Below are 17,153 nucleotides of genomic sequence, written 5' to 3' on the forward strand. Positions count from 1 at the left end.
GCGGAGCAACCCCCGAATGACCACCCTGCCCAGCCTGTACATCTCGCACGGCTCACCGATGACCGCGCTGCAACCGGGCCTGACCGGTGAACGGCTGGTCGAACTGGCCGCCGTGCTGCCGCGGCCAAAGGCGATCGTGATGGCCAGCGCGCACTGGCTGTCGCGACGGCCGCAGGTCGGCAGTGCGGCGCTACCCGAAGCCATCCACGATTTCGGCGGCTTTCCCGCCGCGCTGTACCAGCTGCACTATCCGGCGCCGGGCGACCCTGTACTGGCCGATCGCGTCATGCAGTTGCTGGATCACGCCGGCCTGGCGCCTGCGATCAATCCCGAACGCGGACTGGATCATGGCGCCTGGGTGCCATTGCGCTTGCTGTATCCGAACGCCGACATTCCGGTGGTGCCGATTTCGATCCAGCCGGAACTCGGCCCCATACATCAGTACGCGCTGGGTCAGGCGCTGGCACCGCTGCGCGACGAAGGCGTGCTGGTGATCGGCTCGGGCAGCATCACCCACAATCTGCACGATCTGCGCGCCGGCTACAGCGACGAGCGGCAAGCGCCGTATGTGAAGCCGTTCATCGACTGGATCGAGCAGAAGCTCGCCGCCGGCGACATCGATGCCTTGCTCGACTATCGCCGCCAGGCTCCGTTTGCCGAACGCGCGCATCCCACCGACGAGCACCTGCTGCCGTTGTTCGTGGCGTTGGGCGCAGCCGGTGCGAAAGCCCGCGCGCAACGGATCGATGCAGGTATCGACATGGGCCTGCTGGCGATGGACATCTATCGGTTCGATGGTTCGACCGCGCCACTCACTGCACAATGATCGTGCCGACCATCATCGGGTGGATCGAACAGTAATAGGCATAGGTGCCCGGTTTGGAGAAGGTCACGGCGTAGGAGTCGCTGGTATCCAGTCCCTTCGAGGAAGCGAACAGCGAGCCGGCGCTGGTGATCACATGCGGCTCCTCGTCCTGATTGGTCCATACCACGCGGGTACCCGCCGGTACTGTCAGCGTCGCTGGTGCGAAGGCGAAATTGCGTATCTCGATCTGCTGCGTATGCATCGCCTTCGAGGCCGATGCGTTCGCTGCCATGGCGGCTGATGATGCGGTGATGACACAGCAAAGCACGCCCATCACCAACAGTGCACCGGGGTGCCGACGCGACGCATGCGGTCGTGCAGATCCATGGGCAATCGCCTTCATGACAGCACCTCCTCGGTCACGGCCAGGACTTGCCTGCCCTGCACGTGGCGTACATCGCGGATGCCTAGATAGCGATGCAGCGCACCAGGCGCCACATCCTTCAAGGGCCCAGGTCCTGGCCCAACGCCCGGCGCCGGCTGCGGGTAAGCCGTCGAGCGCGCCGTATAGAACGTGATGTTGCCCTCCACCTTCTGCTGGATCTGGTGGATATGGCCATTGAGCACGCTGACCGAGCCGAACCGTCGCAGGCAGGACATCGCCTCGACGCTGTCGTCCGTGCCCCAGCCCCACGGCGGGTACAGCGGCCACAGCGGCATGTGGGCAAACACCACCAAGGGCGTTTCGGCGGACAGCCCGGCGAGATCCTTTTTCAGCCACACCAGCTGCTCTGCACCCAGCGAACCGAGCCCACCGGCCTTGAGGCTGAGCACGTTGATCAAACCGACGAAGTGCACGCCGCGGTGGTCGAAGCTGTACCAGCCACCGGCGTGCTGGCGTTCGCCGAAACGACGGAAGAATTCGGCGCCGTTGTCGCCGATCACGTCGTGCTCGCCCGGCACGTAGAACACCTTGCGCGCGTGCGACTCCTGCATCACGCCGGCCAGCGTGTCGAACTCCTCGGGCTTCGAAAGATGCGTGAGATCGCCGGTGTGCAGCAGAAAATCCGGACGCGTGGCCTGCGCATTGACCAGCGCCACCGAGGCACGCAGCGTGCCCACCACGTCCATGTTCGGCGCCTTGTGGAAACCGATGTGGGAATCGCTGATCTGCGCAAAGCTGAAGCTGGCATCCGCCATGGATGTCGTCGCCGCGCCATCACCCAGCGGCTGGGCGCGCAGCACGCCGCCCTTCATCAGCCAGAGCGTGCCGGCACCGGCCCAGGCCATGCATTTGAGGAACTGGCGGCGGTCGCCGGCTCGGTTGTCGTGGTTGTCGTGCATGATGAGTCACTCCGCAGGGGGCGAGCAGTCGAACGACCGCTCCGGGAATCGGGAGACCGTCCATGCCGAGCCTCCCTTCACCACGCATTACCGCTTGTCCGGATCGCCTATTCCCGCTTTTGCGCATCGGGAATAAAGTCGAGCCAGCCGAGGTAATCCCTCTTATGCCCGTCGATTTGCACGTCATCCCGCCAAGCCCGGACAGCGTCCGCAGCGCACGCTTCGAGACGCTCGTGCTGCCGTGCCTTGACGCGGCCTACAACCTCGCGCACTGGCTCGCACGCGACCATGCGGATGCGCAGGATGTGGTGCAGGAAGCGATGCTGCGGGCGCTGCGCTATTTCGACAGCTTCCGCGGCAACGACGCGCGCGTCTGGCTGCTCGCCATCGTGCGCAACACCTACTACACGCTGTGCACGAAAACCCCACCCGACAACCTGCGTGAGTCGCTGGACGATGACATCCACCCGCTGGTCGATGAGGGCCCCTCACCGGAAACCCTGACCTTGCTGGCGGTGGACATCGGCACGCTGCAACTCGCACTGGAACGCCTGCCGTCACCGCTGCGCGAAGTGCTCGTGCTGCGCGAGCTGGAAGAGTGTTCCTACAAGGAAATCGCTGCGATCACCGAGCAGAAGATCGGTACCGTCATGTCCCGGCTCGCCCGTGCGCGCGAACGATTGAAAGTCGAGCTGGGTCACCGTCCCAAGGAGGTACGCCACCATGACGTGTGAAGATGCCCGGCTGCTGATGCACGCCTATCTCGATGACGAACTGGATGCCGCGCAGAGCGTGCGCATGGCCACGCACCTGCAGGACTGCGCCGCGTGTGCAGCTCGCTATGGCGCCTACGCTCGACTGCATAAGGTGCTGGCGCAGCCCGGGCTGTACCATCGTGCGCCCGACGCGTTGCGCGAACGCTGGAGTCCCGCGCAACCCGCGGCGCAGGCCGCTCTGCCCGTGCCCCCCCGACTCCGGCGCGCGCCGCTCGCCTACGCGATGGCCGCCGGTTTTGCCGGTGCGCTGCTGCTCACCAGCCCGGCCTGGATCACCGCCTTGCAGCGAGGCGGCGCGGACAACAATCCGGTCGTGGCCGAGGCCATCTCCAGCCACATCCGCTCGCTGCAGGCGCAGCACCTGATGGATGTGGTGTCGACCGACCAGCACACGGTGAAACCATGGTTCGAGGGCAAGCTCGATTTTTCGCCGCGGGTGAAAGATCTGGCCAGTGAAGGGTTCCCGCTGATCGGTGGCCGTCTCGATGCGATCGACGGGCGCAGTGTTGCCGCCCTGATCTACAAACGGCACCTGCATGTGATCAACCTTTACCAGTGGCCGGCGGATTCGGCGGTGACGGCGCAACCGGAAGTGCAGCGCCACGGTTACACCGTCATTCGCTGGACCGCCGAAGGCATGCGCTACGTCGCCATCTCCGACGTCAGTGCGGGCGATCTGAAGCAATTCGTGCTCGCCTTCCAGAACGATGCCGGTATACCGGCCGCGAACCCGTCGCGATAGCGCTCAGGCGATCTGCGGCAGCGGCGGCGTATCGATATCGAACGGTTCGAGCCAGTCCTGCGGCGTCAGCACCGGCAATCCATGCGCGAGACGTCCCTTGTCGCATTGGGGGCTGATCGCGCCGAACTCCCACGACGGTGACACTTCGCGGCATACCGACGGCCGGCGCGCGTAGATGCCGCAATGCGCAGCCACACCTATGGTGCCTTGCAGGGCTACGCAACGTGGCTGCGCGGCATCGGTGCCGAGCATCGCCAATCGGTGCGGATCAAGCTTCTCGGTAAGCTCCGGTGGTACGCATCCACCGAGCGATGCATCCGCCTCCGACCAGTGGAATGACACACGGAAGAAGGCACAGCACGCACCGCAACGCAGACAGGGATGTTTCATCAAGCTGCCCATGGCGCGCCCCGAGGCGCGCAGCCTTCGATTCTAGAACGTAAAAGGCCTGCCGTGCGGCAGGCCTTTTACACGAACACCCGACCTTCCTACGGTTCGCCGGAAAACGTGTCGCACTGGTCCATGTCGCCGCTGCTGAAGCCGGTCTTGAACCACTTCACCCGCTGCGCCGAAGTGCCGTGGGTGAATGTGTCCGGCCGCACACGCCCCTGTGCCTGTTGCTGCAAGGTGTCGTCGCCGATATGGCTGGCCGCATTGAGTGCCGACTCGATGTCGCCCGGCTGCAGCCAGTTCAGATCCTTCTGGCTGTGGTTCGCCCATACACCGGCATAGCAGTCAGCCTGCAGCTCCTGCCGCACGGACAGGCCGTCCGCACCATCCATCGGCTGCCCCTGCTGCTGCATCTGCTGCACCTTGTCGAACACGCCGGTCAGCTTCTGCACATGGTGACCCACTTCATGCCCGATCACATAGGCGCGGGCGAAGTCGCCGGATGAATGCAGCTGATCCTGCAATTGCTGGAAGAACGCCACATCGAGATACACCTTCTGGTCGCCCGGACAGTAGAACGGTCCCACCGCCGTGGTTGCGCCACCGCAGGCCGTTCTCACGCCACCACTGAACAAATGCAGTTTGGGATCGACATAGGTCATGCCCTTGGCCTGGAAGATCTCGCCCCAGGTCTGCTCGGTCGAATGCAGGATCGCACTGACGAACGCCTTCTGCTGCGGATCGATCTGCACGGGGACGCTGCTCTGTGTCGGCGCGTTCGACGGTGCACCGCCCTGGCTGAGCAGGGCGAGCGGGTTCTTGAAGAAGATCCAGCCCAGGATGGCCAGCACGATCAGTCCGCCCAGCCCCATGCGACCGCCACCGAAGCCGCCACCTCCGCCACCACCGTTGCCACTGTCGACTTCGACGTTGTCGCTGCTGCCGCCCTTCTGCCAATCCATACGCCCCTCACCGATTGACGCACCGTGCCGGTGCCGCCCGGCGACGATAGCCCTTCCCACAGCATCACGCCAAGCATCCACTGCGGCTACAGTAGGCAATCTTTTCCGAGGACCCGCCATGACCCATCTGCCCGCCCTGGTCGCCCTGCTCACCGTCCTGCTGCTGTTAGGCACCATGTGGGCCGTGGGCCGTGCCCGCGACAAGTACAACATCAAGGCACCGGCGATCAGCGGCGACCCGGCGTTCGAGCGCGCCTATCGGGTGCAGATGAATACGCTCGAAAGCACGGTCATGTTCCTGCCCACTCTCTGGCTGGCGGCCAGTTATGGTTTCAGTGGCTGGGCCGGCGTGGCTGGACTGGTCTGGATCGTCGGGCGCGTCTGGTATGCGCTGGCCTACCTGCAGGACGCGGGCAAGCGCGGCCCTGGCTTCGCGCTCGGCATGATCGGCTGGGCAGCGACGCTGGTGATGGCCGGTATCGGCGTCTTTCGTGTGCTGATGCTCGGCTGACGCCCTGCCATTCAGGCTCAACCAACCAGGCCAGGCACCATCACGCTGAACATCTGCACGTGATACGGCACCGCCACTGAGCGGTGTCCTTCAGCCAGGGCCGCCAGTTGCCACCCGGAAGCAAGGACCACCCGACCACTATGCCGATCGGCCGATTGCGCGCAGCGTTGGCAGGCAGCTAGCTTGGAGACGCTGAACATCGGGCGCGCCATCCGGTCAAATGGTTTTCTGCGCCCGCACAGGATCAGCCTCACCATGGATGCCATGTACACCGACACTTCCCTGTTGCCTCCTGCGATACCGCCTGCACCCCTCGTGTCGTCTGTCACCACGCGTGCGCCAAGCCTGTGGACTGCGCTGGGATTGATCGTGCTGTATTTCATCCTGCAGGCCGTCGGCAGCACCTTGCTCGCGTTGATCCTGGCAGTGACCCTGGGCTTTGTTCACCTGCCCCCGGGTGTGACCCAGATCGGCAATGGCATCGACGCCATGCTGGAACAACCCGGCATGCAGGCGTTGCTGGTAATGCTCACGCTTAGCGTGGCTGCGTTATCGATCCTGCTGCTGGCCCAGCGTCGCTGGCCACATCTCTGGTCGCTGGCACAGCCACCGGGATTCGGTTTCGTGAGGCCGTCACGGCTGCTGTATATGGCGCTGGCCGTCGCGATCGGCGTGGCCGCACCGCTGCTTGGGGCGCAACTGACCGAGTTGCTCGCGCACGGACAGACGGTAAGCCAGGACATCCAGCAACTTGGCGCCAACACCCCGCTGGCATGGCGCATTCCGCTGGTGCTGGTCGTGGTGAGCCTGGGGCCTATGGTGGAGGAGTTGCTGTTCCGCGGCGTGCTGCTGTCGACCCTGCTGCAACGCTGGGGGGCCGGTTGGGCAGTGGTGGCCAGCTCGCTGATGTTCGCGCTCGCGCACCTGCCGGGCCTGCAATGGCAATGGTTCGGGCTACCCGATCTGCTGTTGCTGGCCTTGCTGCTGGCATGGCTGCGCCTGCGTTCGGGATCGATCTGGCCTGGCGTGCTGGCTCACGGCATCAACAACCTGCTGGCGGTGGTGGCGTGGTTTGTGGTGGCGCATCTGTCCGGTTGAGGCTTACGTCGCCGGTGCGTTGAAATCACGCAGCAGCTGCGCGGTCTCGAACACCGGCAATCCCATCACGCCGGAATAGCTGCCCTGCAGATGCTCGACCAGCGCCGCACCGCGCCCCTGGATCGCATAGGCACCAGCCTTGCCGAACGGTTCCCCGGTGGCGACGTAGGCAGCGATCGCCGATTCATCCAGCCGTGCAAAACGCACCTGTGACACGCACACCGCGCATTGCTCACGCATGGCACTGACCAGCCACACGACCGAGAGCACCGCATGCGTGCGTCCGGACAGACTTCGCAGCATCGCGGCAGCGTCATCCGCATCCTGCGGTTTGCCGAACACTTCATCGTCCAGCACCACTTCGGTATCGGCACCGAGCACGATTGCATCACTGGCATGATCCAGGCGCACAAGCCCGGCACGCGCCTTGTCGCGCGCCACCCGGCTCACATAGTCCTGCGGTGACTCACCGGGCATGCGTTGCTCGGGCACATCGACATCGAGCGTGCTGAAATCCACACCGATCTGTTCCAGCAACTGGCGACGACGCGGCGATTGCGAGGCGAGATAGAGCATTCGGGATACCGGATCAGCAATCAACGGCAAGCATAGCGGCGATCAAAGCGTGAGACCGTACTCGCAGAACTGCCGGTCGCGCTGCCAGCCGAGCGATTCGTACAAGGCCTGTGCCGGCGCATTGTCCAGCGCGGTCGACAGCGCCAGGCTGGCTGCACCCAGCGCACGTGCGTGGTCAGCCGCAGCCGTGAGCAGCGCTGCCGCCACGCCCTGCCGCCGCGCCGAGGACACTACAAACAGATCGTTGAGCAGCCAGGTACGCACAGTGCGCACCGAGGAAAACAGTGGATAGAGCTGGGTGAAGCCGAGTCCTTCGCCCTGCTCGTCGCGCGCCAGCAGGATCAGCGACTCATGATGCCGGAAGCGTTCCGCCAGAAAGTCGTGCGCCCGTGCCAGATCAGCCGGCTGGCCATAGAACTGGCGATAGCCATCGAACAGCGGCGCCAGCATATCGAGGTCGAGTATCGTGGCTTGCCGGATCTGAAAGGACATGACGGATGAGTTCCCTGGGACGGCACAATGATCAGGCCCGATGATAAGGATGTCCGGCCATGATCGTGGTAGCACGATACAGCTGCTCGGCCAATACCAGCCGCACCAGCATGTGCGGCAGAGTCAGCGGGCCGAGTGACCAGCGCTGGTCGGCACGCGCCAGCACGTCGGGTGCGTGGCCATCCGGCCCGCCAATCAGGAACGCCAGATCACGTCCGGACATGCGCCAGCGCGCCAGTTGCCCTGCCAGCTCCTCGCTGGACCAGGTCTTGCCGCGCCCATCAAGCGCAACCACATGAATGTCGTGCGGGAGTGCAGCAAGTATCGCCGCACCTTCGTCCTGGATTGCTCGCGCATCATCGCGACCTTTGCCGCGAATGCCGGGTTTCAGTTCGATCAGTTCCAGCGGCAGCTCATGCGAGAGCCGCTTGCGGTATTCGGCAAAGCCCTCGGCCACCCAGCCAGGCATGCGTTCGCCGACGGCGATCAGGCGTGCGCGCATGCCGCAGACTTGGCTCAGCCCGCTTGCGCAGCGTCGGCTTCGTGCCCGTGGTCACCCACCGTCCACAACCGTTCGAGGCCATAGAACTCGCGAATGCGCGGCAGCATCACATGGACGATCACGTCGCCCAGGTCGACCAGCACCCATTCACCTTCCACCTCGCCTTCCACGCCCAGCGGCATCACGCCCGCCTTCTTGGCGAACCTGGCGACTTCGTCGGCGATGGATTTGACGTGGCGTGCGGAGGTGCCGGAGGCGATGACCAGCAGGTCGGCGATGGAGGTCTTGCCGCGGACGTCGATCTCGCGAACGTCCTTGGCTTTCAATTCTTCCAGCGCATCGATGACCGACTTGCGCAGGGTGGCCGTGGAGACGGACTTGTTCGTACGGGCAGTACTCAAGAGGATGGGCCTCGATGCGTGATCGCAGCGCAAAATGGCGCGGGCGCAGTATAACCGCCTGCCGTCAAGGGTGCTTTGGCTGTGCTCAGGGCGCCGGCATCCGCTTGGCCAGCCGGTATTCGTGCATCAGGCGCGCCACCAGTTCGGCGGCCGGCTGCGGGCGCACCAAGCCAGCGGCCTGCCCGCACCATTCGGACAGCAGATCACCGCGCCCGGCGGCCGCGGCGGCCCGGCGCAACGGCGCGGTGAGCGCGTTCAGCACTGGATACGGCAGCCCTTGCGCCGCTTCCGGCATGGCTTCGACGAAGCGATTGCGCAGGCCCCGGGCGGCGCGCCCGGAGAAACCCCGAATGGTGGTGACCTGGTGTTCCTCGACCCGAGACAGATCCTGCTTCCACGCCTCGGCCGCCGAAGATTCGGGGCAGGCAAGGAAAGCGGTACCCAGCTGGCTGGCCGCCGCACCGAGGATTTCCGCCGCCAGCATGCCGCGGCCGTCCATGATGCCGCCAGCGGCGATCACCGGAACATCCCGTGCATAAGCCGCCAGCGCGCGCACGGTCAGCGGCAGCAGCGCAAACAGGCCGATCATCGCGTCCTCGGCCTCGTGCAGGAAAGTGCCGCGATGACCGCCGGCCTCGGCACCCTGCACGCAGACGGCATCCGCGCCGCCTTCGGCCCAGGCGCGAGCTTCGGCCACCGTGGTGGCGGTGCCGATCACATAGATGTCGCGCTGGCGCAGCTCGCGCAACTGCGCCGGACTGATCACGCCGAACGCAAAACTCGCCACCGCCGGGCGCGCCTCGCACAGGGCGGCGAACTGATCGGAGAAACGCGGTGCCCAGCGTGCCGGCAGGCTGGTGCGGGCATCGAGGCCTTCCTGCGCCATCAGTGCATCGAGCTGTTCGCGTGCCTTCGCGACTGCGGCCATGTCGGCATCGAATTCATCCGGCAGCACGAACAGGCCAATCGCGTAAGGCCGGGCGCCCAGTGCGCGTATCTGTGCCGCCTGCTCAAGGATCGCCTGCGGTTCCAGATAACCGGCACCCAGCGAACCCAGGCAGCCTGCATTCGATACGGCCGCCACCAGGGCTGGTGGCGTCGAGCCGGACATCGGCGCCTGAATCAGCGGATGCTCGATGCCAAGGCGACTGGCGAAGGGCGAGTTCATGCGTGATGGCCTGCAACGGATGGATGCCAAGTATCCGCTGTCGCCACGTACGGAAGAAGTGAAGCACTGCCGTCTGGCGGGGCGCCGCCGTAGCGACGCCTCCGCCAGCGGCCACGGGACTTCTCAGCCGCCGGAGCTCATCGCACCGTCGTCCTTCTTCATCGAGTCTTTCTTCATCGCGTCCTGCTTCATCGCATCGGGCTTCATGGCGTCCTTGTGCATCATGTTCGACTTCGATGTATCCATCTTCATCGAGCCGGATTTCATCGCATCGGATTTCATGGGTGCCTTCTGCATGGCGTCGTGCGACATCGCCGTACCGGCACTGGCAGGCATCGCGTCCTGGGCAAACACGGTCGTGGTAGCCAGGCCGCAGGTCATGGCAGTAGCGAGAATAAGGGCAACGCGTGCGTTCATCGGAGTGGTCCTTGAAAGAAAGGGAAGAGGACGCTGATGCCGTCCCCGCCGATTCATTCGCTGCCCGTCTGCCGACAGTTACATCGTGCCGGCCTAGCCACCACCCAGCCCGGCCACGATATTCACCGTGATCGCAATGATGAACACGTTGAAGAAGAACGCGATCACGCTGTGCAGCAAGGCCACGCGACGCAGGTAGCGGCTGGTGATCTGCACGTCGGAGACCTGGAACGTCATGCCGATCACGATCGCGAAATAAGCGAAATCCCAGTAATCCGGCTCCTCCGTGTCGGGGAAATCCAGCCCGGAATGCTTGTCGCCGAAATCGCCGTAGAAGCCATGCGCATAGTGGATCGCGAACATGGTGTTGAGGAACAGCCAGCTCAGCACCACGCTGAGCGCACCGACCGCTATCGCCAGCGCACCACCCGCCTTGGCTGCATGCAGCTCATTGCTCAGCGCCACCAGCACCACGGTCGACAGCACCACGCCACTCCACAGGATGCCCCAGCGCCCGGTGTCCTGCGCCTGCGCCTGGGTGCGCATACTCGCCGGCGAAGCCTGGTTGAACATCCGCGCCAGAATGGACAAAAACACCAGGGCACCCAGGTCAAACCCCAGCAATACCGCGATGGTTGGCCGCAATCCGCCTGCCACCAGCAACGCGCTGGTGATGATGAAGATCGTCAATGACACGATCATTCGCGGCCGGACTTTGATGAAATGAAATGGCCGCCAGCGGCGTTTCCTGGACTGGGGCTGCGCGGCTACGTTTGCATCATCGGGTGGCGACGCGTTGTTCATGTCGACCACCACGTCGATGCAGCGATCGGCAACACCGTCATGGTGGCCATGGATGGATCATCACAATGAAGCACGCAACCTCCAGAAAGTCCGGCACAACGGCCGGCAACGCGGTGATGATAGCGGGAGATTCACCGGCACAAATCCCGATACTCCGGATGCCGCGTGATCCATGCCGAGGCATACGAACAGGCCGGCACCACCTTCCAGCCCTCGGCACGCGCCGCATCCATGGTTGCCTGCACCAGCGCCGAGGCAATGCCACGCCCGCCCACTTCGTCGGGTACTCCGGTGTGGGTGATCGTCAACACGCCGGCCACCAGGGTGTAGTCGAGTTCGCAATGCACGCCGTCCACCTGCGTTTCGAAGCGATGCGCAGCGCGATCGTGATGAATGGCAAACGACATGCGACCTCCAACCCGGATGTGACAAGCGCCAAGCATACGGCCTGATGGCGCTAATCGGGGATGAAGCCGAACCACCGATCCCTTCGCGCGATCTGCATGAACCAGCAGCCACACTGACTGCTTGCCCACCACCGCCCCACAGGAGAATCCCATGAAGAAATCCGCATCCGCCCACTGGTCCGGCGGCATCAAGGATGGCCAAGGCAGCATCTCGACCGAAACCGGCGTGCTGCGTGAGGCGCCGTACGGCTTCAAGTCCCGCTTCGAGGATGGCCCCGGCACCAATCCGGAGGAATTGATCGCCGCCGCCCATGCCGGCTGCTATTCGATGGCGCTCTCGCTCGGGCTCGGCAACGCCGGACTCACCGCCGACAGCATCGATACCAAGGCGGTGGTGACGCTGGACAAGGATGGCGACGGCTTTTCGATCACGGCCGTGCACCTCACCTGCAAGGCCAAGGTGCCGGGCACGGATGCAGCCACGTTCGCGAAGATCGCGCAGGCGACCAAGGAAGGCTGCCCCGTCTCCAAGGTGCTCAAGGCCACCATCACGCTGGATGCGACGCTGGATACCTGAAACCCCCTGTCGGCGGCATCGGCATGGCGCCACGTTAGACTTGCCGCATGCCCTCGCCGCCGAATTTCCTCACCCGCATCGCCCGCGAACCGATCCGCCCGCTGCGTGCCGCGATCCGGCATTGGGTACTCAGCGCCTTCCCGCGCGTCCAGACCGGCAGCATCGATTACGACCATCCGCACGGCGACCCGGGCCTGTTCGGGCCGGACAGCGCGACCTGGCGCGTGCACTCGGATTTCCCCGGCATGCTGGCCGGTGGCCTGGCAGCACTGACCTTGCAGACGCTGCATCCGCTGGCGCTGGCCGGCGTGTGGGATCACTCCAATTTCCGCGGCGACCTGCTCGGACGTTTGCGTCGCACCACGGCGTTTGTCGGTGGCACCACCTACGCACCGCGTGCGCAGACCGAGGCGCTGATCGAACATGTGCGACAGATCCACACGCACATCACCGGCCATGCTGAAGATGGACGTCCGTATGCCGCGGACGATCCCGCGCTGCTGACCTGGGTACATGTCACCGAGGCGTACAGCTTCCTGCAGGGCTATCGCCGCTACAGCCATACCACCCTTCCGGTGGATGCGGCCGATCGCTATTACGGCGAGGTGCGGCGGATTGCCGAAGCGCTGGGCGCCCGCGCGGTGCCCGCCTCGGAACAGGCCGTCAACGACTACTTCCAACGCATCCAGCCGGAACTGGCCTATACCGAACGCTCGCGCGTGGTACTCGAACTGCTGGCGCAGGTGCGTCTGCCGGTGCCGGCGGCGGGACTGTCGCGCGATCTCTTCCTGCACGCCGGCGGCGCCCTGCTGCCGGAGTGGGCGACTGAACTGCTCGGCCGCACACCATGGCAGCAGCGCCAGGCACGACTGGCGGCCCACGCGCTGTGGACCGTCGCGCCGGTCTTTCGCGCCGCCCTCAAGGACGGCATCGCCGGTCGCGCCTGCCGGCGCATGGATATGCCGGCAGAGCAATTGCAGCAATGGGTATAGATCCGTTGCATGGCATACCCCGGCACGCCGGGGAACCGCCGCATTCCCGTTGGCATTGACAGCTCCGCCCTATCGGCTAACGTCGACCGGACACGTCAGTCAGGGGCGCCTGTGGCAACACTCATTCCGACCCGCAACAGCTGCCTGCCACGGATGACCGGTGGCGAGAAACGCGTTTCCGAACGGCTGGAACAGAAGCTCGAGGACGACTACCTGCTGTGGTACGACGTGCCCGTCGGGCTGAAACAGCGCCATCCGGATTTCGTGGTGTTCCATCCGCGCCGCGGCCTGCTGGTGCTGGAGGTGAAGGACTGGAAGGCCGACACCATCCGCCACGCCGACAGCACCCAGTTCACCCTGGTGACCGATCGCGGCCTGGTGAAGGAAGCCAACCCGCTGCTGCAGGCACGTGCCTATGCGCTTGAGATCGGCGTGGTGCTGGAGCGCGATCAGGCGCTGCGCCACCCGGCGGATTCACGCCACGCCGGCAAGCTGATCATGCCGTGGGCCTGGGGCGTGGTGCTGGCCAACATCACCCGCAAACAATTCGACGAGGGTGCGCTGGGCGAAGTGTTGCCCGAACATCTGGTGATCTGCCGCGACGAACTGTACGAGACGGTCGACGCCGAGGCATTCCAGGAGCGGCTGTGGGCGATGTTCCCGCAGGTGTTTCCGGTGGCGCTGACCCTGCCGCAGATCGATCGCGTGCGCTGGCATCTGTTCCCCGAGCTGCGGGTCGAACCCGGCAGCGGCCAGTTCGGCCTGTTCGGCCCGACCGACGCGGCGGTGCGTCCGCTGGAGATTCCCGACCTGGTCAAGGTGATGGACTCGCAGCAGGAACAGCTGGCGCGTTCGCTCGGCGGCGAGCATCGGGTTATCCACGGCGTCGCCGGCTCCGGCAAGACGATGATCCTGGGCTTCCGCGCGATGCAGCTCGCACGTGAGATGTCCAGGCCGATTCTGGTGCTCTGCTACAACAAGACGCTTGCCGCACGGCTCGAACAGCTGATCGGCGAGCGCGGCCTCAGCGAGAAGGTGCAGGTCTACAACTTCCACAAGTGGTGCCGCAAGATGCTGGTGGCGTATCACGCACCGTTGCCAACGGGCAACGGCAAGGCGTTTGCCGATGCGTTGCCGCCGGCGGTGATCGCCGGGGTCGATCGCGGCCAGATTCCGCGCTTTCAGTATGGTGCCGTGCTGATCGACGAAGGCCACGACTTCGAACCGGACTGGTACAGGTTGATCGTGCAGATGATCGACCCGGTCACCAACTCCCTGCTGGTACTGTACGACGACGCACAGAATATCTACGGCAACGCCGATCGGCGCAAGATCAGCTGGAAGAGCCTGGGCGTGCAGGCACAGGGCCGTACCACCATCCTCAAGCTCAACTACCGCAACACGCTGGAGATTCTCTCGGTCGCACGTGCCTTCGCCCACGACCTGCTCGAATCGCGCAGCGACGATGATGACGGCGTGCCCCTGATCGCACCGGAAAGCGCCGGCCGGCGGGGTGCCGTGCCCGAGCTGGTGCGCACCGACACTGCCGGTGCACAGCTCGACGTGTTGATCGCGCGCCTGCGCGACGAGCACGCCAGCGGGCGGCCGTATTCCGACATGGCGGTGCTGTTCCGCAACCAGTGGGAGGGCGAGAAGCTGCACGAGGCACTGCAGCGCATCGGCCTTCCCAGCCGGCTCGCCGACAGCACCGGCAAGCAGACCCTGTTCGTGGTCGAGGACAGCATCAAGCTGGTCACCATGCATTCCAGCAAGGGCCTGGAGTTTCCGTTCGTGATCATCCCCGGCCTCGGCTCGTTGCCCAAGGAAGGCCAGAGCGAGGCCGATGAAGCGCGCCTGCTCTACGTCGCGATGACCCGCGCTACCGAACACCTGCTGCTGATCCACCATGACGATTCGGTCTTCAGCAAGCGCATCCGCGATTCGATCAACGAAGTGCAGGGCCAGTTGAACAGACACCGTCAAACATGACTCGTGTTCAGCGCCTGTAGGGTGCGAGCAATTCCGTGTCGTCGAACAGCCCTGCCGGCAACAGGTAACGCGGATCACGCCCGGCCGCGAGCAGTTCGCGGATGCGCGTGGCGGAAATCACCAGCGGTGTAACTGCCAGTTCGATCAGCCTGCCGGCAGGCAGCTTGCGCAAGGTGGAAACCTCGCCCACCCAGCGGCCGGCGGTTTCATGTTGCAGATCTTCGGACAGTACGGCACCGACATCCGGCCGGCTCAGCACACCGATATGTGCCACGGTGAAAAGCTCACGCCAGCGATGCCAGCTGGGCAAGCCGGCAAACGCATCGGCGCCGATGAGCAATACCAGCGGCCGGTCGCCTTGTTCGGCACGCAACTCATGCAAGGTGTCGATGGTGTACGACGGGCCATTGCGCTCCAGTTCGCGGGTATCCAGGGTCAGTCGCGATTGCCCATGCAATGCCGCGCGCAGCATCGCAACGCGCTGTGTGGCGGAAGCGGCCGGCGGCGGCCGGTGCGGCGGCACGCTGGCCGGTAACAGACGCACTTCGGCGTCAAGCAGTTCGGCAGCCTCCCAGGCCACGCTGAGATGGCCCAGATGCACCGGATCGAACGTGCCACCGAAGATCGCCAGCGGTTTCACACCAGTGCCCGCGCCGCACGCGATTCAGCGATCGCGGCGATCAGTCGTTCGGCTTCCTGCCACGGATTGCCGGCTTCACGGCCCTTGACCATGCGGTCGATGCGCGAGGCACGCGCGAGGCATTGCAGCCAGTGCTCGCGCGGCGCGCGGCGCAACGCCTGGCGAAACAGGGTTTCGCGTGCCTGCCACAGGTGCTCGGCGCGGAACTGGGCGGCAAGGTCGTGCGCGTTGGCAAGACGCAAGGCCAGTTGCAGCTGATTGACCAGCCAGCCCATCAGGGCCAGCAGTTCGTCGCCTTCGGAGCGCAACCCGGCAAGGATGCGCAATGCGCGTGCACCGTCGCCGACGAAGGCGGCATCGGTGAGTTTGAACACGTCGTAGCGGGCGCTGTCGGCAACCAGTTTTTCCATCTCGGTGGCGTCGATGCGGCCCTCACCATGCAGAACGGCGAGCTTGTCGATCTCCTGCGCGGCGGCAAGCAGGTTGCCCTCGACCCGCTCGGCCAGCAGCGCCGTGGCATCGGCCGTGGCGGACAGGCCGCGCGAGGCAAGTCGCGCACCAATCCACGCACCCCACTCGTTCGGTCGCGGCGCGTTGAATACCACCATCGTGCCGCTGGCATCGAGCTTCTTGCTCCACGCGCCGTCGTGCTTGCTGCTCCACTCCATTGCGGTGATCAGCAGAGTGACATCCGGTGGCGGGTCAGCGCAGAACGCGTTGATCGCCTTCGCCCCTTCGATACCCGGGCGGCCGGTGGGCAGGCGCAGGTCGATCAGGCGACGGGTGGCGAACAGCGACATGCCGGCGGCGGAACGCGCCAGGTCGTCCCAGTCGAAATGCTGGGTGACGTCAATCACGTCGCGTTCGCTGTAGCCCAGTTTCTTCGCCTGCGCGCGCAACGCATCGGCGGCTTCCAGCACGAGCAGCTCCTCGCCAGCGAGCAGGTACACCGGCGCCAGGCGGTCAGCCGCCAGCGCCTTCTGCCACTGACCGGAATTGAGCGGCATCAGTGCGTGCTGGCTGCGCTCGCCGGCACAGCCAGCCCGTGTTTGTTGGCAGCCTGCAGGCGGAACAGGATCGCCTGCACCATGTCCTGGTTGAGGCTGTGCTGGATCTGCTCCACCTGTGAAGCGTTGCCGACCGTGTTGGTGGCGTCGTAGCTGTACTCGCGCGACATGGTGATGTGCTGCAACGGGATCAGCAGATGGCCATCCGGGTCGGTCAGGTCGAAGTCCACCTGATAGTGCACCGAATATTCGGTGATGCGCACGTAACCGCCGTTCGTCAACGAGTCGGTGCCGAACGTGGCCGTCGGCACGCGCAGCTCGGCGATACCTGTGCCGCCATTGTCCTCGACGGTGACACCGGAGAGCTCCAGCGCGCGCGAAAGCATGCGCGGGAACTCGCCACCACCGCTGACATTGAGATGGATACGCTGCAGCGACGGCGGCAACGTTGCGTTCTCGCGCAGATGGAAACCGCAGGCGGCCAGGGCAAGTGCCGGGATCAGCAGCAGCGAAGCTTGGAACAGGCGGCGCGCTTTCATGAAGCTCATGGATT

The 17,153-nt window shown here is 64.9% G+C and carries 25 protein-coding genes; 9 read left to right on the forward strand and 16 right to left on the reverse strand.

Annotated elements, in window-relative coordinates; genetic code table 11:
• Positions 1-16 precede the first annotated feature (16 nt).
• Positions 17-826 (forward strand): class III extradiol ring-cleavage dioxygenase, encoded by an 810-nt coding sequence (locus tag B0E51_RS08850; RefSeq protein ID WP_077444528.1) that lies wholly within the window; start codon positions 17-19, stop codon positions 824-826.
• On the opposite strand, the gene B0E51_RS08855 is transcribed toward B0E51_RS08850, so the two are convergent.
• Together B0E51_RS08855 and B0E51_RS08860 are read right to left on the reverse strand one after the other, a co-directional pair.
• A complete protein-coding gene (locus tag B0E51_RS08855) occupies positions 813-1,208 on the reverse strand; it encodes a cupredoxin family copper-binding protein (protein WP_254424472.1) in 396 nt (131 codons plus the stop codon). The genes B0E51_RS08850 and B0E51_RS08855 overlap by 14 nt on opposite strands.
• Entirely contained in the window at positions 1,205-2,149 is a 945-nt protein-coding gene (locus B0E51_RS08860; RefSeq protein WP_077444529.1) for a metallophosphoesterase, read from the reverse strand. The genes B0E51_RS08855 and B0E51_RS08860 overlap by 4 nt, the downstream gene beginning before the upstream one ends.
• A gap of 164 nt (positions 2,150-2,313) precedes the next feature.
• On the opposite strand from B0E51_RS08860, the gene B0E51_RS08865 reads away from it, so the two are divergent.
• Entirely contained in the window at positions 2,314-2,883 is a 570-nt protein-coding gene (locus B0E51_RS08865; RefSeq protein ID WP_077444530.1) for a sigma-70 family RNA polymerase sigma factor, read from the forward strand.
• On the forward strand, positions 2,873-3,667 hold the full coding sequence (locus B0E51_RS08870) for an anti-sigma factor (protein WP_077444531.1): 795 nt from the start codon (positions 2,873-2,875) through the stop codon (positions 3,665-3,667). The genes B0E51_RS08865 and B0E51_RS08870 overlap by 11 nt, the downstream gene beginning before the upstream one ends.
• Before the next feature lie 3 nt (positions 3,668-3,670).
• Here B0E51_RS08870 and B0E51_RS08875 read toward each other — a convergent pair whose 3' ends face one another.
• Both B0E51_RS08875 and B0E51_RS08880 read right to left on the reverse strand, forming a co-directional pair.
• On the reverse strand, positions 3,671-4,057 hold the full coding sequence (locus B0E51_RS08875) for a YkgJ family cysteine cluster protein (RefSeq protein WP_077444723.1): 387 nt from the start codon (positions 4,055-4,057) through the stop codon (positions 3,671-3,673).
• A gap of 98 nt (positions 4,058-4,155) precedes the next feature.
• Positions 4,156-5,019, reverse strand: a complete 864-nt coding sequence (locus B0E51_RS08880) for a neutral zinc metallopeptidase (RefSeq protein WP_077444532.1) — start codon at positions 5,017-5,019, stop codon at positions 4,156-4,158.
• A gap of 118 nt (positions 5,020-5,137) precedes the next feature.
• Between B0E51_RS08880 and B0E51_RS08885 the strand changes: the two genes are divergently transcribed.
• The gene (locus B0E51_RS08885; RefSeq protein WP_077444533.1) at positions 5,138-5,530 is read left to right on the forward strand and encodes an MAPEG family protein; all 393 of its coding nucleotides are present in this window, start codon (positions 5,138-5,140) and stop codon (positions 5,528-5,530) included.
• A 17-nt stretch (positions 5,531-5,547) separates the two neighbouring features.
• On the opposite strand, the gene B0E51_RS08890 is transcribed toward B0E51_RS08885, so the two are convergent.
• Positions 5,548-5,796 (reverse strand): hypothetical protein, encoded by a 249-nt coding sequence (locus B0E51_RS08890; RefSeq protein WP_143525859.1) that lies wholly within the window; start codon positions 5,794-5,796, stop codon positions 5,548-5,550.
• On the opposite strand from B0E51_RS08890, the gene B0E51_RS08895 reads away from it, so the two are divergent.
• Positions 5,786-6,628, forward strand: coding sequence for a CPBP family intramembrane glutamic endopeptidase (locus B0E51_RS08895; RefSeq protein ID WP_077444535.1), 843 nt, complete (start codon positions 5,786-5,788; stop codon positions 6,626-6,628). The two genes, B0E51_RS08890 and B0E51_RS08895, sit on opposite strands and share 11 nt — an antisense overlap.
• Before the next feature lie 3 nt (positions 6,629-6,631).
• On the opposite strand, the gene B0E51_RS08900 is transcribed toward B0E51_RS08895, so the two are convergent.
• The 7 genes from B0E51_RS08900 to B0E51_RS08930 all read right to left on the reverse strand — a co-directional run bounded on the left by B0E51_RS08900 (position 6,632) and on the right by B0E51_RS08930 (position 10,886).
• Positions 6,632-7,204, reverse strand: a complete 573-nt coding sequence (locus B0E51_RS08900; RefSeq protein WP_077444536.1) for a Maf family protein — start codon at positions 7,202-7,204, stop codon at positions 6,632-6,634.
• Between the two features lie 42 nt (positions 7,205-7,246).
• On the reverse strand, positions 7,247-7,696 hold the full coding sequence (locus B0E51_RS08905) for a GNAT family N-acetyltransferase (RefSeq protein ID WP_077444537.1): 450 nt from the start codon (positions 7,694-7,696) through the stop codon (positions 7,247-7,249).
• Positions 7,697-7,727: 31 nt separating this feature from the next.
• Positions 7,728-8,198, reverse strand: coding sequence for a 23S rRNA (pseudouridine(1915)-N(3))-methyltransferase RlmH (rlmH, locus tag B0E51_RS08910; protein ID WP_077444538.1), 471 nt, complete (start codon positions 8,196-8,198; stop codon positions 7,728-7,730).
• A gap of 14 nt (positions 8,199-8,212) precedes the next feature.
• Positions 8,213-8,599 carry a ribosome silencing factor gene (rsfS, locus tag B0E51_RS08915; RefSeq protein ID WP_077444539.1) on the reverse strand — a complete coding sequence of 129 codons (387 nt, stop codon included), beginning with the start codon at positions 8,597-8,599 and terminating at the stop codon, positions 8,213-8,215.
• Positions 8,600-8,684: 85 nt separating this feature from the next.
• Complete coding sequence (locus tag B0E51_RS08920) at positions 8,685-9,767, reverse strand: nitronate monooxygenase (protein WP_077444540.1); 1,083 nt, start codon at positions 9,765-9,767, stop codon at positions 8,685-8,687.
• A gap of 123 nt (positions 9,768-9,890) precedes the next feature.
• Positions 9,891-10,184, reverse strand: coding sequence for a pentapeptide MXKDX repeat protein (locus tag B0E51_RS08925; RefSeq protein ID WP_077444541.1), 294 nt, complete (start codon positions 10,182-10,184; stop codon positions 9,891-9,893).
• A 93-nt stretch (positions 10,185-10,277) separates the two neighbouring features.
• Entirely contained in the window at positions 10,278-10,886 is a 609-nt protein-coding gene (locus B0E51_RS08930) for a DUF1345 domain-containing protein (protein WP_254424473.1), read from the reverse strand.
• A gap of 21 nt (positions 10,887-10,907) precedes the next feature.
• On the opposite strand from B0E51_RS08930, the gene B0E51_RS19740 reads away from it, so the two are divergent.
• Positions 10,908-11,057: a hypothetical protein gene (locus B0E51_RS19740; RefSeq protein WP_254424474.1), complete on the forward strand. Its 150-nt coding sequence runs from the start codon at positions 10,908-10,910 to the stop codon at positions 11,055-11,057.
• A gap of 62 nt (positions 11,058-11,119) precedes the next feature.
• Here B0E51_RS19740 and B0E51_RS08935 read toward each other — a convergent pair whose 3' ends face one another.
• Positions 11,120-11,395, reverse strand: a complete 276-nt coding sequence (locus tag B0E51_RS08935; RefSeq protein WP_077444542.1) for a GNAT family N-acetyltransferase — start codon at positions 11,393-11,395, stop codon at positions 11,120-11,122.
• A 151-nt stretch (positions 11,396-11,546) separates the two neighbouring features.
• Between B0E51_RS08935 and B0E51_RS08940 the strand changes: the two genes are divergently transcribed.
• The 3 genes from B0E51_RS08940 (at position 11,547) to B0E51_RS08950 (ending at position 14,953) form a co-directional block, all read left to right on the forward strand.
• Positions 11,547-11,972, forward strand: a complete 426-nt coding sequence (locus B0E51_RS08940; protein WP_077444543.1) for an OsmC family protein — start codon at positions 11,547-11,549, stop codon at positions 11,970-11,972.
• A gap of 47 nt (positions 11,973-12,019) precedes the next feature.
• Entirely contained in the window at positions 12,020-12,964 is a 945-nt protein-coding gene (locus B0E51_RS08945) for an oxygenase MpaB family protein (RefSeq protein ID WP_077444544.1), read from the forward strand.
• A 111-nt stretch (positions 12,965-13,075) separates the two neighbouring features.
• Positions 13,076-14,953 (forward strand): 3'-5' exonuclease, encoded by a 1,878-nt coding sequence (locus B0E51_RS08950; RefSeq protein WP_217333095.1) that lies wholly within the window; start codon positions 13,076-13,078, stop codon positions 14,951-14,953.
• A gap of 7 nt (positions 14,954-14,960) precedes the next feature.
• Here the strand turns inward: B0E51_RS08950 and nadD are convergent, their stop codons facing one another.
• Genes nadD through lptE form a run of 3 tightly spaced genes read right to left on the reverse strand, consistent with a single transcriptional unit; the run spans position 14,961 to position 17,148 of the window.
• Positions 14,961-15,593, reverse strand: coding sequence for a nicotinate-nucleotide adenylyltransferase (nadD, locus tag B0E51_RS08955; RefSeq protein WP_077444546.1), 633 nt, complete (start codon positions 15,591-15,593; stop codon positions 14,961-14,963).
• Positions 15,590-16,600, reverse strand: a complete 1,011-nt coding sequence (gene holA, locus B0E51_RS08960; protein ID WP_077444547.1) for a DNA polymerase III subunit delta — start codon at positions 16,598-16,600, stop codon at positions 15,590-15,592. The genes nadD and holA overlap by 4 nt, the downstream gene beginning before the upstream one ends.
• Entirely contained in the window at positions 16,600-17,148 is a 549-nt protein-coding gene (gene lptE / locus B0E51_RS08965) for an LPS assembly lipoprotein LptE (protein WP_077444548.1), read from the reverse strand. The genes holA and lptE overlap by 1 nt, the downstream gene beginning before the upstream one ends.
• Positions 17,149-17,153 lie beyond the last annotated feature (5 nt).

This window comes from Rhodanobacter sp. C05 (assembly GCF_002001165.1).
Lineage (GTDB): Bacteria > Pseudomonadota > Gammaproteobacteria > Xanthomonadales > Rhodanobacteraceae > Rhodanobacter.